At 62.4% G+C, this 16,086-nt stretch carries 12 protein-coding genes; 4 read left to right on the forward strand and 8 right to left on the reverse strand.

Features of this window, described 5'->3' with window-relative positions:
- Window positions 1–26 precede the first annotated feature (26 nt).
- On the reverse strand, window positions 27–560 hold the full coding sequence (locus tag ACXMYO_RS12700) for an accessory factor UbiK family protein (protein WP_457808987.1): 534 nt from the start codon (window positions 558–560) through the stop codon (window positions 27–29).
- A gap of 531 nt (window positions 561–1,091) precedes the next feature.
- Here ACXMYO_RS12700 and ACXMYO_RS12705 point away from each other — a divergent pair.
- Window positions 1,092–2,339: an ammonium transporter gene (locus ACXMYO_RS12705; RefSeq protein ID WP_457808988.1), complete on the forward strand. Its 1,248-nt coding sequence runs from the start codon at window positions 1,092–1,094 to the stop codon at window positions 2,337–2,339.
- Window positions 2,340–2,557: 218 nt separating this feature from the next.
- Window positions 2,558–2,896 carry a P-II family nitrogen regulator gene (glnK, locus tag ACXMYO_RS12710; protein WP_438765139.1) on the forward strand — a complete coding sequence of 113 codons (339 nt, stop codon included), beginning with the start codon at window positions 2,558–2,560 and terminating at the stop codon, window positions 2,894–2,896.
- A gap of 67 nt (window positions 2,897–2,963) precedes the next feature.
- On the opposite strand, the gene ACXMYO_RS12715 is transcribed toward glnK, so the two are convergent.
- From ACXMYO_RS12715 to ACXMYO_RS12740, 6 genes are all read right to left on the reverse strand, one after another.
- On the reverse strand, window positions 2,964–3,566 hold the full coding sequence (locus ACXMYO_RS12715) for an FMN-dependent NADH-azoreductase (RefSeq protein WP_457808989.1): 603 nt from the start codon (window positions 3,564–3,566) through the stop codon (window positions 2,964–2,966).
- 265 nt (window positions 3,567–3,831) lie between these two features.
- Complete coding sequence (locus ACXMYO_RS12720) at window positions 3,832–4,611, reverse strand: FAD-binding oxidoreductase (RefSeq protein WP_438765141.1); 780 nt, start codon at window positions 4,609–4,611, stop codon at window positions 3,832–3,834.
- A 174-nt stretch (window positions 4,612–4,785) separates the two neighbouring features.
- Window positions 4,786–6,834: a methyl-accepting chemotaxis protein gene (locus tag ACXMYO_RS12725; RefSeq protein ID WP_457808990.1), complete on the reverse strand. Its 2,049-nt coding sequence runs from the start codon at window positions 6,832–6,834 to the stop codon at window positions 4,786–4,788.
- Window positions 6,835–7,066: 232 nt separating this feature from the next.
- The gene (locus ACXMYO_RS12730) at window positions 7,067–9,127 is read right to left on the reverse strand and encodes a methyl-accepting chemotaxis protein (protein ID WP_457808991.1); all 2,061 of its coding nucleotides are present in this window, start codon (window positions 9,125–9,127) and stop codon (window positions 7,067–7,069) included.
- 155 nt (window positions 9,128–9,282) lie between these two features.
- Complete coding sequence (locus ACXMYO_RS12735) at window positions 9,283–11,103, reverse strand: methyl-accepting chemotaxis protein (protein ID WP_457808992.1); 1,821 nt, start codon at window positions 11,101–11,103, stop codon at window positions 9,283–9,285.
- A gap of 208 nt (window positions 11,104–11,311) precedes the next feature.
- Window positions 11,312–13,126 (reverse strand): methyl-accepting chemotaxis protein, encoded by a 1,815-nt coding sequence (locus ACXMYO_RS12740; protein ID WP_457808993.1) that lies wholly within the window; start codon window positions 13,124–13,126, stop codon window positions 11,312–11,314.
- 23 nt (window positions 13,127–13,149) lie between these two features.
- Here ACXMYO_RS12740 and ACXMYO_RS12745 point away from each other — a divergent pair, with 23 nt between their 5' ends.
- Both ACXMYO_RS12745 and ACXMYO_RS12750 read left to right on the forward strand, forming a co-directional pair.
- Window positions 13,150–13,719 carry a hypothetical protein gene (locus ACXMYO_RS12745; RefSeq protein WP_457808994.1) on the forward strand — a complete coding sequence of 190 codons (570 nt, stop codon included), beginning with the start codon at window positions 13,150–13,152 and terminating at the stop codon, window positions 13,717–13,719.
- 45 nt (window positions 13,720–13,764) lie between these two features.
- The gene (locus ACXMYO_RS12750) at window positions 13,765–15,201 is read left to right on the forward strand and encodes a class-II fumarase/aspartase family protein (RefSeq protein ID WP_457808995.1); all 1,437 of its coding nucleotides are present in this window, start codon (window positions 13,765–13,767) and stop codon (window positions 15,199–15,201) included.
- A gap of 118 nt (window positions 15,202–15,319) precedes the next feature.
- Here the strand turns inward: ACXMYO_RS12750 and ACXMYO_RS12755 are convergent, their stop codons facing one another.
- Window positions 15,320–16,048, reverse strand: coding sequence for an amino acid ABC transporter ATP-binding protein (locus ACXMYO_RS12755; RefSeq protein WP_457809489.1), 729 nt, complete (start codon window positions 16,046–16,048; stop codon window positions 15,320–15,322).
- Between the last annotated feature and the right edge of the window lie 38 nt (window positions 16,049–16,086).

A 16,086-nucleotide genomic window follows, 5' to 3' on the forward strand; every position in this document is an offset into this window, starting at 1 on the left:
TGGAAAATCGTGCTGGCCGGGGGAGATCAGTCCGCCGTGCCCTGCCCGCTTTGATCATCACTCCCGGAGGCGCGCTTGCCGCTGCCCCGGGTGGACTTGCCGGCAGGCTTTGAGGCCGCCGCGCCGGATGCGGCCTTGCCGGCGCCGGTCGTCGATGTGTCGGTAGCGGTGGCGGTTGAATCAACTGCCGCGGCCGGCGCGTCATGCTCACCGGCCAGACGATCGGCCTCGGCGGCGGCGGCAGTGTCTGCCCCACCGGGGGCGGCGGCCGCGCTCATCTCGGAGGGCGTGGCGCCGGCGGCGGGTGTGCCGTCACGCTCGTCGAGCGCGGCTTCGAGCCGGGTGACCTGCTTTTCCAGCGCTTCGACACGCGAACGGGTGCGCTGAAGCACCTCCATCATGACATCGAAGTCCTCACGCGAGACCAGCTCCATGCGATCAAAGGCGCTGCGCATGGCGCTTTGCACCGTGCGCTGAATCTCTTCAGGCCCGCGGGAGACGTCCTGCAGCCGCTCGCCGACCTGCTGCGCCAGTCGTCCAAAAATATCGTGCTTTGCCATGTCTGCCCTTCCTCTAATTGTCTGCGTTCCCGAAATGAGAGGGTCGGCCGCACCGCACCCGAGTATGCATGCCGACAATACCTGCCTACAGGATACGCAACATGACGGCGAAACGCCTAAAAACCGCAACGCACCAAAAGCGGGCAACCCGGCACGCCCTGCCGGCCATTTTAGTGCAGCACGCCGCCGACTCTGCGCAATGATGGTGCTTGCATGATCTTACCGACCGCGCAAAACCTTTCTAATCATCTGTTTTTAAAGAATTCCCGTAACGATGGCACATTGCCTGCCACGTAATAAAAGGCGTCGGTCAGCCTTGTCAGGAAGACACCCCATGACACGCATCACGACCATGACAAGACCCTCAGAGACGGGTGACGTGCACGACGCCCTGACCGATTACGGCGTTCAGGGGAACAGCCACCGGATCGGTGATGGGAAGCCTTTCATGACATCGTCTGATGTCATTTGTATTCGTACCGGCGCGTGGCACTGACGCCGTCCAGACCCCGGCTGCAAGGATATAAACACATGAACGAACTTGTAGAAGTGCAGTATGCACTTGATACCTTTTATTTTTTGATCTGCGGCGCGCTGGTGCTGTGGATGGCCGCCGGCTTCTCGATGCTTGAGGCCGGTCTGGTCCGGGCCAAGAACACCACCGAGATTCTGACCAAGAACATGGCGCTGTTTGCCATTGCCTGCACCATGTACATGCTCATCGGCTATCACATTGTCTATCTCGGCGATGGCGGCAGCATCCTGCCCGACTTCGGCTTTCTGATCGGTGCCGAAAACAGCGCCGATGGCGTGCTCTCAAGCGGCGGCGACACCTATTACGCCGCGCGCTCGGACTTTTTCTTTCAGGTCGTGTTTGTGGCCACCGCCATGTCGATCGTCTCCGGGGCCGTGGCCGAGCGCATGAAGCTCTGGTCCTTTCTGTTGTTTGCCGTGTTCATGACCGGTCTGATCTATCCGGTTCAGGCCTACTGGTCCTGGGGCGGCGGTTTTCTTTCCGAGGCCGGCTTCAGCGATTACGCCGGCTCCGGCATCGTGCACCTGTGTGGCGCTGCCGCCGCGCTTGCCGGCGTGCTGGTGCTGGGCCCCCGCAAGGGCAAATACGGCAAAAACGGTGCCATTAACGCCATCCCCGGTGCCAACATGCCGCTGGCAACGCTGGGCACGTTTATCCTGTGGCTGGGCTGGCTGGGCTTTAACGGCGGCTCGGAGCTCAAGCTCTCTGACATCAGCAGTGCCAATGCTGTCGCTCAGGTCTTTGCCAACACCAATGCCGCGGCCAGCGGCGGCGTGATCGCGGCGCTGATTCTGGCCCGGCTGTGGTTTCGCAAGGCCGATCTCACCATGGGCCTTAACGGCGCGCTGGCAGGCCTTGTGGCCATTACGGCCGGCCCGTCGGCCCCGGGTATTCTGGCCGCCACCCTGATCGGTGCCGTCGGCGGTGTACTGGTGGTGTTTGCCATCGTGGCGCTGGACAAGCTGCGCATCGATGACCCGGTCGGCGCCATTTCAGTGCACGGTGTGGTCGGCATCTGGGGGCTTCTGGCCGTGCCGCTGACCGATGGGGATGCAGGCTTTGGTGCCCAGCTTCTGGGCATGGCGGTCATTTTCATCTGGACCTTCGGGGCAAGCCTTGCCGTGTGGCTGGTCATCAAGGCCGTCATGGGCGTGCGCGTCAGCGAAGAAGAAGAGTATGAAGGCGTGGATGTCGCTGAATGCGGTCTTGAGGCCTATCCTGAGTTCACCGGCGGCAAGCGCTAGGAGATTGTCCGTTTGATCCGCTTCGTTTCGGGCACCCGGCGAGGGTGCCCTTTTCATGCACCGGACAGGGCGTATCACCCGGGCATCAATGCCGACATGCCGCGACACCTGAAACCTGGTGGCAATCATGTTTTTTCAACCGGTAAGCGGCACTGTATGCTTTAACCACAGGGCAGCGGCCCTACTCATTCCATGACGATCAGGTGAGGACACGAAAGATGAAACTGGTATCTGCCATCATCAAACCCTTCAAGCTCGACGACGTACGCGAGTCCCTCTCCGAGGTTGGCGTTCAGGGGATTACCGTGACGGAAGTCAAGGGATTCGGTCGTCAGAAAGGCCACACCGAGCTCTATCGCGGTGCCGAGTACGTGGTCGACTTCCTGCCCAAGGTCAAGATCGAGGTGGCCGTCGACGATGGCATGGTCGATCAGATCATCGAGGCCATTACCTCGGTGGCCAACACCGGCAAGATCGGTGACGGCAAGATCTTTGTCGCCCCGCTTGAACAGGTCATCCGTATCCGTACCGGCGAAACCGGTCAGGACGCGGTCTGAGCCACTACACGGCCCGGACATGAAAAAACCCGCCGATCGGCGGGTTTTTTTGTGACCCAAGCCACACCTACAGCGACAGCGCGTCGATCTCGGCGCGGGCGGAAGACTGCGCGGTACTGACCGCCTCTTCGCCCATGCCCAGGCCTTCGGCGTAGACAAACTCGATGTCGGTCATGCCCAGAAACCCCAAAAAGGTGCGCAGATAGGGTGTGACCAGATCGTGGTCGGTGTCACGATGCAACCCGCCACGCGTGGTCAGCACGATCACCCGCTTGCCGGTGATAAAGCCTTCCGGACCCTGCGCGGTGTAGCGAAAGGTGACACCGGCACGGGCCACGAAATCACACCAGGTCTTGAGCTGGGTCGGAATGTTGAAGTTATACATCGGCGCGGTGATCACGATGGTGTCGTGGTCCTTGAGCTCCTCGACCAGCGTGTCCGACAACGCCAGCGCGTCCTGCTGGGCCGGGGTCGGCTCGGCCACGCTGCCACGCAGGGCGGCCATCAGCTCGGCGTCCAGTACCTCAACCGGCGTGGCGGCCAAATCGCGTACGGTAACGCTGCCGGCGCCGTGGCGACTTTCGAAACGATCACCCAGATAGTCCGCCAGCTGGCTGGACTGCGAGTGTTCACCGAGGATGCTGGATTTGAGAATCAGTGCTTTCGACATGACGGGGTCCTGAACAGATGGCGCTGAAACAGCGAATGGCGTGACTCTACAGGCCCATCAAATCGATTGTGAAGCGCAATAATTGCCATTTTGCATTCGTTTCTATCGAATGCTGCCGGCCGTGCGTCGCCTTCAGATCATAAAAGGCGCCGGACACGATGCCGGCGCCTTTGGCATGACGCTTCCGGGCTGCTTCGCGGCCCCGGTATTGTTTCTCGACCCCGGTATTACTTCTCGACCCCGGTGTTATTTTTCGACCCCGGTATTACTTCTCGACAAAGGCGCGCTCGATTACGTAGTCGCCCGGCTCGCCCATGCGCGGCGAGATGGTAAAGCCGAGCTCGTTGAGCACCTGGCTGCTCTCCTCGAGCATCGCCGGGCTGCCGCAGATCATGGCGCGGTCGTGCTCGGGGTCGAGCTGCGGCAGGCCGATATCGGCGGCCAGCTTGCCGGAGCGAATGTGGTCGGTCAGACGCCCCATGGTATGGAAGTCCTCGCGCGTCACGGTCGGGTAGTAGATCAGTTTTTCGCTGATCTCTTCACCCAGCAGCTCGTGCTCGGGCAGATCCCGCGTGATAAATTCCTGATAGGCCAGCTCGCTGACGGTACGCACGCCGTGGATCAGGATCACCTTGTCAAAGCGCTCGTAGGCTTCCGGGTCCTGAATCAGGCTCAAAAACGGCGCCAGGCCCGTGCCGGTGGAGAGCATGTAGAGATGGCGCCCTTCCTTGAGGTCATCGAGCACCAGCGTGCCGGTCGGCTTGCGGCTGACCAGCAGCGAGTCGCCCACCTCAAGATGCTGAAGCCTTGAGGTCAGCGGGCCGTCCTGCACCTTGATCGAGAAAAACTCCAGATGCTCTTCCCAGTTGGGGCTGGCGATCGAGTAGGCACGCGTCAGCGGCTTGCCGTCGACCTCGAGCCCGATCATCACGAACTGGCCGTTTTTAAAGCGCAGGCTGTCCTCGCGGGTGGTGCGAAAGCTGAACAGCGAATCGTTCCAGTGATGAACGCTCAGGACTTCGGTGGTAGCAAACTTGCTGGACACGTTGGAGAACTCCCTGACAATGGGTCGCATTTGCAGTGGGTAAGGGGGCCTATTCTAGACACTGCGTTCGCAGGCGTCACGGCACGGACGCGCCTTCATCGCGCCTGATGAATCAAGGCCAATAAAAAGGGGCCACACCGGCGTGTGGCCCCTTGATACCGTAACGCCTCGTGCTTAATGGCTCAGCCGGAACGCGCCTACCGTGGTGGCCAGGCGCTGGGCCTGTTGACTCAGTGATTCGGCAGCGGCGGCCGACTGCTCGACCAGTGCGGCGTTTTGCTGGGTCATGTCATCAAGCTGGGTGATCGCCTGATTGACCTGGCCGATGCCGGTGGACTGCTCGTTGGTGGCGCGGCTTAACTCCTCGATCACCGTGCTGACCCGGCCCACCCGCTCGACAATCTCGCCCATCGCATGGCTGGTGGTGCTGACAAGTTCCGCACCGCTGGTCGTTTCGCGACTCGAGGTGGTGATCAGGTTCTTGATGTCGGTAGCGGCCTGGGCGCTGCGGTTGGCCAGGTTTCTGACCTCCTGTGCCACCACCGCAAACCCGCGGCCCTGCTCACCGGCACGGGCCGCCTCGACCGAGGCATTCAGCGCCAGCAAATTGGTCTGGAAGGCGATACCGTCGATCACATCGACAATCGACTCGATCTTGCCCGAGGTCTCGCGGATGCGGGCCATGGTCGCGACCACGTTGTGCATCTGCTCGCCGCCGCTTCGTGCCATGGACGCCGCCTCATGGGCCAGGCCGTTGGCCTCTTTGGTCGAGGAGGCCGAGTACTCTACCGTACTGGTCAGCTCTTCCATCGCCGCGGCGGACTCTTCCAGATTGGCCGCAGTGGTTTCGGTACGCCGGGACAGATCGTGCCCGCCGGCCGAGATTTCGGCGGCCGCCAGCTGCACCGAGTGGCTCGAGTCACGAATGTCGATCAATACCGTTTCCATGCGATCGACAAAGCTGTTGAAGGCCTCGGCCAGCTGCGCCGGCTCATCGCGGCCCATCACCGGCAGACGCTGGGTCAAATCGCCATCGCCGTTGGCGATCTGGCGCATGCGCTCGGCCATGGTCTTGAGCGGCCGGGCAATACGGCGCCCGACCATCCAGATGGCCGCCAGCCCCAGGGCGCTGACCAGAAGCCCTACCAGCGCCATGGTCATCAGAGCGTTGCGCTGCTGATCGGCCAGCTCGCTCTGCAGCGCGTTGAAATCGGCATAGACCGCACTTTTGGGCACCCGCAGCATCAGCTGCCAGCGGGTCTGATCGCCGATATCCACCGGCAGCTGCAGTGTCAGGTTCTCGCCAGCCGTGGTCATGGTCGAGCGATCGCCGCCACTGACCAGCTGCCGGGTGGTATCGGCATCAAAGAACTGACCGGCCGGCCGGCTCGGGCTTGCTGCATCCCCCGTGTAGCCCACGATGGTGCCGGCGTCGGAAACCAGCGCAATGCTGCCTACGCCCTGATAAAGCCCCTGGTTGGCCTCATTGAGCACGCTCTGGATGAAATCCAGTGACAGATCCACGCCGGCACTGCCGCGAAACACACCGTTCACCATGATCGGCACGTTAAACGAGGTCACCAGAATGGTCTTGCCGTTGTAGTCATAGGGGTGCGGGTCGGTCACGCAGGGGCGACCGGTCTCGCGGGTGCACAGATAGTACTCGCCTTCGCGAATGCCGCTATCCATCACGGTCGCGCTTTCCATCCCCTCGCCCAGCGCCAGCACCTCGATACTGCCGCTTTCGGTGCGATACCACCAGGGCATGAAACGGCCATCAGCGCCATATCCCGGTATGTTCTGGCCCTGGTAGTCGGCGTCATTATCAAAGGCGTTGGGCTCCCAGCCGATGAAGGCATCGAGAAAGTCGGGATTGTCGATGACCCGCTGACGCACGATGTTGGACATCACCTCCCGGTCGATCGGCAGCAGCGCCTGCCCGGTGGCCGGCTGCGCCATCATGGTATTGGTATTGGCAAGCTCAGTGGCCGTTTGCAGCGCGCGGTCAAGACGTGCGCTGATATCGCTGGCCTGCGCCTCGCCCAGCGCCTGCAGGCGGGCCTGAATGGATTCGCTGAGCTGCGTTTCGGTACGACCGGCCGTTTGCTGCTGGGTACGGGTCATGGTCATCAACGAATACAGCACCAGCACGACCACCACCGCCAGCAGACAGGCACCGGCGGTGACGGTGACAAAATTACGAATGGATCGGAACTGCAACATGATGGCTCACCATGACTTTCAAAGGCTGATAAAGACCCCCTGGGTATATCGACCCGAAAGGTGATGAAAACCGTGCCACCATCCGTGCCTGTTGGTTATAACGGCGCAGAAAAATTGATCTTGATCAAAATCGACGAAGGGTGTAGACGGTTTCAGCACCGTAACAGCCGACACATGAAACGCCCCCGAGCGGTCATCCCGTCGGGGGCGTCAAAAGTCGCGTATTCGCGTGTCAGGACGGGGGGCGCTCGCTCAGTCGGAAGGCCCCCACCGTGATCGCCAGCCGCTGGGCCTGCTGGCTCAGCGATTCGGCCGCCGCCGCCGACTGCTCGACCAGTGCAGCGTTTTGCTGGGTCATGTCGTCAAGCTGGGTAATCGCCTGGTTGACCTGACCGATGCCGGTGGACTGCTCCCCGGTGGCGCGGCTGAGTTCATCGATTACCGTGCTGACCCGCCCGACCCGCTCGACGATGTCCCCCATCGCCTGGCTGGTGGTACTGACAAGCTCGGCGCCACTGACCGTTTCGTGACTGGATGTGGTGATCAACGCCTTGATGTCCCGCGCCGCCTGGGCGCTGCGGTTGGCAAGGCCCCGGACCTCTTCGGCCACGACCGCAAACCCGCGCCCGTGCTCGCCGGCACGCGCGGCCTCGACCGAGGCGTTGAGCGCCAGCAGATTGGTCTGAAAAGCGATGCCGTCAATGACATCGACGATGGACTCGATCCTGCCCGAGGTCTCGCGAATGCGCGACATCGTCGCGACCACCTGGTGCATCTGCTCACCGCCGCTGCGCGCCATGGCGGCGGTTTCACGGGCCAGGCCATTGGCCTCTTTCGAAGACGTTGCCGAGTGCTCAACGGTGCTGGTCAGCTCCTCCATGGCGGCGGCGGACTCTTCCAGATTGGCCGCCGTATTTTCGGTGCGCCGGGACAGATCATGGCTGCCCGACGAAATTTCGGCCGCCGCCAGCTGCACCGAGTGGCTCGAGTCGCGAATGTCGATCAGTACCGTTTCCATGCGATCGACAAAGCTGTTGAAGGCTTCAGCCAGTTGCGCCGGTTCATCGCGCCCCATCACCGGCAGGCGCTGGGTCAGGTCACCGTCACCGTTGGCAATCTGGCGCATGCGCTCGGCCAGGGTTTTCAGCGGGCGAGCGATGCGACGCCCGACCATCCAGATCGCGGCAAGCCCCAGTGCGCTGATCAAAATGCCCACCAGCGCCATGGTGGTCAAAGCACTGCGCTGCTGATCCGCCAGCTCGTTTTGCAACGCGTTGAATTCGGCGTAGACGGCGCTTTTGGGCACCCGCAGCAGCAGCTGCCAGCGGGCCTGGTCACCGATGACTACCGGCAGCTGCAGGCTCAGATCATCGCCGTTGGACGTCATGACCGCGTGGTCCACCCCGCCGGTCAGCTGCCGGGCCGTGGCGTCATCGAACAGCGCGCCGGCAGGCCGGCCCGGGCTTTGCGCGTTACCGGAATAGCCCACAATGGTGCCGTTGGTGGAGACCAGCGCGATGCTGCCGGCGCCATCATAGAGGGCCTGACTGGCGTCCACGAGCATACCCTGAATGAAGGCCAGTGACAGGTCCACGCCCGCACTGCCCATGAATCGGCCGTTGACCATGATGGGGGCATTGAACGAGGTCACCAGGATGCTTTGCCCGTTGTAGTCATAAGGGGCCGGGTCGATCACGCAGGGGCGCCCCGTTTCACGGGTACACAGATAGTATTCGCCTTCCCGAATGCCGTTGGGCTGGGCCGCCGTGCTCTCCATGGTGTCGCCCAGCGCCAGTACGTCGACACCACCGCTTTCGGTGCGATACCACCAGGGCATGAAGCGCCCGCTGTCGCCGTAACCCAGCGCTGTCTGGCCCTGGTAGTCGGCGTCATTGTCAAAGGCGTTGGGCTCCCAGCCAATAAAGGCATCCAGCAGCTCGGGATTGTCGATCACGCGCTGGCGCACGATACGGGACATGTCGCGGCGATCGATGGAAAGCCCGGCGGCGCCATCGCTGCCACGGGCCATCATGGCATTGGTCTGCGCGAGTTCCTCGGCCAGCTGCATTGCCCGGTCAAGCTGTGCGCTGATTTCACCGGCCTGGGCCCGGCCCAGCGCCTGCAGGCGTGCCTCGATGGACTCGTTGAGCTGTGCTTCGGTACGACTGGCCGTTTGCTGCTGGGCGCGCGTCATGGCGACCAGCGAGTACAGCACCAGCACGACCACTACCGCCAGCAGGCAGGCGCCGGCCGTGATGGTGACAAAGGTACGAATGGACTTGAACTGCATCATGATGGATCACCATGGGTTGCAAAAGCGGGCCGACGCCACGCATGGGGTTAAGGGCAATAACGGCCCCGGTGATGCGGGACTTGATATGCCGCTACATCCGGACAGCCATAAAAAACGGCCCCGAAGGGCCGTTGTTCACTTGTCTGGCAGTGTCTCTACGAGGAGGTGCGCTCGGTGAGGCGGAACACGCCAATGATCTGTGACAGGCGCTGCGCTTCCTGCGAGAGCGAATCCGAGGCGGCGGCCGACTCTTCCACCAGCGCGGCGTTTTCCTGGGTCATCTGATCAAGCTGCGTGACCGCCTGGTTGACCTGGGAGATGCCGGTGCTCTGCTCGTTGGCGGCAGTGGTGACCTCGTTGATCAGCCCGTTGACGCGCTGGATCTGCACCACGATGTCTTCCATGCGCTCGCCGGCCTTTTGTACCAGTGCCTGGCCGTTGACGGTTTTCGTCACCGACGCATCGATCAGCTTTTTGATGTCCTGGGCGGCCTGCGTACTGCGATTGGCCAGCGTGCGCACCTCGGCGGCCACGACGGCAAAACCGCGACCCTGTTCGCCGGCACGCGCCGCCTCAACGGAGGCATTGAGCGCCAGCAGGTTGGTCTGGAAAGCGATCGAGTCGATCACCCCGATGATGTTGGCAATCTCGCTGGATGAGGTGCTGATCTCGCCCATGGTGCCCACCACGTCGGTCATCACCTGCCCGCCCTCCTCGGCGGCCTTCGTGGCCTGCGCGGTGAGCTGTGCGGCATGGCGCGAGGACTCGGTCGAGTTGGCCACCGTACTGGTCAGCTGCTCCATGGCCGCGGCCGACTGCTCAAGACTTGCCGCCGTGGTCTCGGTGCGTCGTGACAGGTCCATGCTGCCGGTCGAAATCTCGGAAGACGCCATGCGCACGTTCTCGCTGCTGTCGCGCACGTCCCGCATGACCCGATCGATGCGATCCACGAAACGGTTGAACGACTCGGCAATCTGATTGACCTCGTCATCACGCGATGACAGCGGCAGTCGCTGGGTCAGATCGCCCTCGCCCTCGCTGACATCGCGCATCGCATCGCGCACTTCGTGCATGCGTCGGAAAATCGGTGTCAGCAGCGCCCAGATCAGCAGGGCCGCGATAATGCCCACTACCACCAGCGCAATGACGGTGGTCTTGACCAGGCTCACCATACCAGCCATGGCCTCATCACGATCCAGCGCCATGACCAGGGTCCAGTTGGTGCCCTCGATCGGCACTGCCGACAAAAGAACATCCTGACCACGCAGGGTCATCTCGCGCAGCGCTTCCGATCCGGTCATCTGCGACAGCGCCGCCGGTGTCAGACCGGCATCCAGCTCGGTGGCCGGCTTGAGAATCAATGACTTGTCAGTATGGGCAATCATGATGCCGTCATGGTTGACCATGAAGGCATGGCTGTGTGGCGTGGGATCAATGGCGTTGACCGTCTCGATGACCCTGTCCATGGCCACATCCGAGCTGATCACACCGACCGTCTGGCCGTCACGCACGATGGGCGAGGCAAACGACACCACCATCTGACCGGAAGAGGCGTCCATGTAGGGCAGCGTGGCGATGGTGTGGCCGGCCGCCAGGGTCTGCTGATACCAGGGCCGCTGGGTCGGCTGATAGGTCGGCGGGATGTCCCAGTCCACATCGCTTGTGATGTAGCGATTGTCGTTGAAGCCGGCATAGACCGTGATCATGTCGCCGGCATCGGCGGCCAGAATGAATCGCGACAGGGCGTCGTCGGTCAGCGCCTGACGGCCGGTGGCTTCCACCACGGTTTTTTTGGCGCGACTCCAGTCACTGATCGCCATGGTATAGCCTTCGGCGATCTCGGCCTGGGAACGGCTGATGGACTCGGTGTTGTAATGACTGGTGACGTAATAGGTGGCGATGCCGGTCAGCGTCAGTGCCAGCAGCACGATCGCCAGACAGGACACCAGAATGCGGGTACGAATGGATGTCAGCACTGGGTTGTCTCTTTTGTTGGCAGAAAAGCGGCACAGGCCGGCTATCCCGTCATAACGGCGACAACGGTGCCCGGCTTGACCTCCGGGGGCCACCTCTTCAGCTATCAAGGCGATAGCGCCCGACATCACAGGCCACCACAACAACGCCCCGCCACGGCGTTACCGTAACGGGGCGAAGGCATAAAACCTGCTGAAGGTTTCGTCAAACTCAGTACACGTGGCGCTCGCGCAGCTTGAACGCGCCCACGGTGGTGGCCAGTCGCTGCGCCTGCTGGCTCAGCGATTCGGCCGCCGCGGCCGACTGCTCGACCAGCGCGGCATTTTGCTGGGTCATGTCGTCAAGCTGAGTGATCGCCTGATTGACCTGACCGATCCCGGTGGACTGCTCGCTGGTGGCGCGACTGAGCTCATCGATGAACGTGCTGACCCGCCCGACCCGCTCAACGATCTCCCCCATCGCGTGGCTGGCGGCGTCCACCAGCTCGGCACCGCTGACGGTCTCGCGGCTCGAGGTGGTGATCAGATTCTTGATATCGGTGGCGGCCTGGGCGCTGCGGTTGGCCAGGTTACGCACTTCCTGGGCCACAACGGCGAAGCCGCGGCCCTGTTCGCCGGCACGGGCGGCCTCAACCGAGGCGTTGAGCGCCAGCAGGTTGGTCTGAAAGGCGATGCCATCGATCACATCGACGATCGATTCGATCCGCCCGGAGGTTTCGCGAATACGCGACATGGTGGCGACCACACCGTGCATCTGTTCGCCGCCGCTGCGCGCCATGGTGGCGGTTTCATAGGCCAGGCCGTTGGCTTCCTTCGTGGAGGTCGCCGAATGCTCGACGGTGCTGGTCAGCTGCTCCATGGCGGCTGCCGACTCCTCGAGACTGGCCGCGGTGGTTTCGGTACGCCGGGAAAGATCATGGCCGCCGGAGGAGATCTCACCGGCCGCGTTCTGAACCTGGCTTGAGGCGTCACGAATCTCGACCAGGGTGTCGTTCATGCGATCGGCAAAGGCATTGAACGCGGTGGCGATGGCGGAGATCTCGTCACTGCCCTCGACCGGCAGACGCCGGGTCAGGTCGCCCTCGCCGCTGGCCACATTCTCCATCGCTTCACGCGCCCGGCGCAGGCGCGCCAGTATCGGCTTGAGGGCCAGCCACAGCACCAGCGCCGCCACCAGCGTGCTGATCAAAAGTGCCGCCAGCGTGGTGTTGCGAATCGAGGCAAGCCCCGCCAGCGCCTCGCTGCGATCGAGCGCAATGTTGAGCTGCCAGTCCGTGCCCGGAATGGGGGTGGCCGAGATCAGATAATCGTGATCGTTGATGCTGACATTCGTCAGCGCGTCGCGACGCCCCATCTCGGCCAGTGCCGCCGCGCCCAGACCCGACGACATGTCGGTGGCGGGCTTGAGAATGCGCGCGGCATCGGCATGGACGATCACCTGGCCGGCGGCATCGGTAATGAACATCATGCTTGAAGGCGTCGGCTGGAGTTTCAGTATCTGTGCACTGACCTGGTTCATCACCGCGTCTGCCGCAACCACCGCCGTGGTCTGCCCGCCGGCCACCACCGGCGTGGCAAAGGTCACCACCAGCCCGTTCGAAGTGGCATCGATATAGGGCTCGGTGATCACGGTACGTCCGGCGGCGGCAGCCTTTTGATACCAGTCCCGCTCGCTGGCGACATAGTCGGACGGCGCCTGCCACTGGTCTGAAAACAGGGTCCGGCCGTCGCGCCAGGCCACATAGGTGGCCAGCAGAGCGCCGGCGTCGTTGCCCTTGACCAGACCGGCCATCACATCGCCATCGTCGAGATGCCGGGCGATCGATTCAACAATCAGCCGGCGCGTGTCAAACCACTGCGCCATGGCATCGGCGCCGCTGCCGCCCAGCGCCGCCATGCCGTGGCGCGTTTCTTCAAGCTGCGCGGTGCGACTGGCGGTATAGATGGTGGCACAGGTCACGACCAGCGCCGTGACCACTAGGGCGATACAGATCAGTTGAAGGCGGGTACCGATGGAGCGTCGCATGCACAAGGCCTCTTGAGGACGTCATGAACCGGGAATATTCACCGATTAACGACGAGCAAGGCCCGTGGCTTGAGAAAATCGAACGACTGGCAGTTAAAAGAATTAAAAAACCGACCGGGCAGACACTTCGATCGGTGGAAACAGGAAAAGACCTCGTATTGACCGGGCCTGATGGCCCGGAATCTGACCCGGAAACTCGCGCGTGCCCGACAAACAACATCGGCGACGCCATCGACGACAGGACAGGCGCGGGCGCGCCCTCCGGAACCCGAAAAAGGATTTGTCAACCCTACGAACGTAACCCGGAATGGAGCCGCGAAGCTGCTAACCTGTCTTTAGCAACGCAGCTTGACGACAACTCTCCGGTCAGCTCAAGCGTTGTCTTTCCAGCCGCGGCTTTCGATCACTTCAGGCCATGCGCTCGCGTCAGGAATCGTCCTGCAGGAACAGCGCAGGCCCTGACGGGCGAGCAGGCGTCATCTGTAGTGGCCGGAACGTGGCAGTGCAATATCCGACCCCGAATCCCTCCTGTTGGGCGACGTGAAGCTGACGCCGCCCGGCGAGCGCTCGCGGCCGCCTTGGCAACTCATTAACTCGCATCGTTTTCGCCGCATTTCTACTCGAAAAAGAGATCAGCAATGTTCAAGAAACTTCTCATCGCCAGTGCCTGTGCCGCGGCAATTCCCGGGGCCGGAGCTCAGGCTCAGACCCAGTCAATCGATCAGGAAGCTGCTCGGGTCAGCGTGTTCGACTCGCACGTTTATCGCGATCTGTTCGGCACCGATGCCATGCGCGATATCTTCAGCGACCGTGCCCTGGTTCAACACTGGCTGGATGTCGAGACCGCGCTGGCACGCGCCGAGGCCAGCGTCGGCATCATTCCGGAGGAGGCCGCCGAGGCCATTGCCAGCACCGCACGCATTCAGAACATCGATTTTGCCAGATTGCGTCAGGGTACCGACGATGTCGGCCGAGGGATTGCGCCTTTGCTGTCGCAGTTGCGCGCCGCAGGTGGCGATCAGGTCTCCGAGTATCTGCACTGGGGGAGCACGACGCAGGATATTATGGATACCGCCACCGTCCTTCAGGTCAAGGCCGGCGTCACGCTCATTCGAGAGCAGCTCAAGCAGCTGACGCTGCAGATTGCCGATCTGGCCGAAACACATCGGGCCACCGTCATGATGGCGCGCTCCAACGGGCAGGACGCCGTGCCGACAACGTTCGGACTGCAACTCACCACTTACATGATGCCGTTATATCGGGATATCCAGCGGCTGGACGAAACCGCCGGGCGCCTGCGCGCCCAGATGGGCAGTACCGTCGGCACGCTGGCGCCTTTCGGCGACAAGGGGCTGACCCTCCAGAAAGCGTTCGCCGAAGAACTGGGCCTTGAGGCGCCGATTGCGCCCTGGAACCCGAGCCGTGATGTTTTTGCCGAGACCGTACAGACGCTCGGGCTGATCACAGCCACGCTGGGCCGCGTGGCCACCGATATCAACAACCTCGGCCGCACTCAGATCGACGAACTCAAGGAAGGCGAAAACGGCGCGAGCAGTACCATGCCGCAAAAACGCAATCCGCGTGCTGCCGAGTACATGGGCGGGCTGGCACGCATGGGCAAGATGTACAATGCCGCGGCGCTCGACATCATGAGCCATACCGATACGCGCCAGGGCGCGCCGTGGATTCTGGAGTGGTCGATCATTCCGGAATCGTTCATGACCACCTCGGCATCGATCGACCGCGCCCAGCGGCTGTTTGATCACTTGATCGTCAAACCCGATCACATGATCCGGAATTTCCAGTCCTCGCGGAATTTCGCGCTGTCTGAAGCCGTCATGAACGCCCTGGCGACAAAAATCGGTCGCGGCAAGGCCTATGCCACGGTCAAACACGCAATCAGGCAGGCCGGCGCGGAAGATTCCCTGCGCGATGTCATCGATAACAACGAATCGATCAATCAGCACCTGAGTGATCAGGAAATCGATCGATTGCTGCAACCCGCCAACTACGTCGGCATGGCCCCTCGGATTGTCGATCAGGCGGTGGCCATGGTTCGCGAGCAGCTGCGCTAGACACCCCCTAGGGTCTCGAGAACACGACGCGAATGATGCAACCCTGATGACAGCCTCAAGGCGGCGGTGCCACGAGCGCCTGTCGCTGATCCGTCCTCTCGGCAACCCGGGCCCGGGCCTAATGGCCCAGAATCTGGCTCAGAAACTCGCGCGTGCGCGCCGAACGCGGCGCGTTGAAAAAGGTCTCGGGCGGGGCGGATTCCACGATCTGCCCCTCGTCCATGAAGATCACCCGATCGGCCACGGTACGGGCAAAGCCCATCTCGTGAGTCACGCACAGCATGGTCATGCCCTCATGGGCCAGCTCGATCATGACGTCGAGCACCTCCTTGATCATCTCCGGGTCCAGCGCCGAGGTCGGCTCATCAAAGAGCATCACCGCCGGGTGCATGCACAGCGCCCGCGCGATCGCCACGCGCTGCTGCTGCCCGCCGGAGAGCTGGCCCGGATACTTGTGTGCCTGCTCGGCAATGCGCACCCGTTCCAGATACGCCATGGCGCTTTTTTCAGCCTCGCGACGCGGCTTTTTCTGCACCCAGATGGGCGAGAGGCAGCAGTTTTCCAGCACGGTCAGGTGCGCAAAGAGATTGAAGTGCTGAAACACCATGCCGACGTTGCGCCGGATCTGTTCGATGCGCTTGATGTCGTTGGTCATGGGGATGTCGTTGACCACAATCTCGCCCTGCTGATGCGCCTCCAGATGGTTGATGCAGCGAATCAGGGTCGACTTGCCCGACCCCGACGGCCCGCAGATGACGATGCGCTCGCCGCGGGCCACGCTCAAATCAATATCGCGCAGAACATGAAAGTCGCCGTACCACTTGTTCAGGCGCGATATGGCCACCATGGGGCTCGTCTGTGCCGCGGCAGCGGACGCTGTCTGGG

Source organism: Kushneria sp. EE4, from assembly GCF_977968315.1.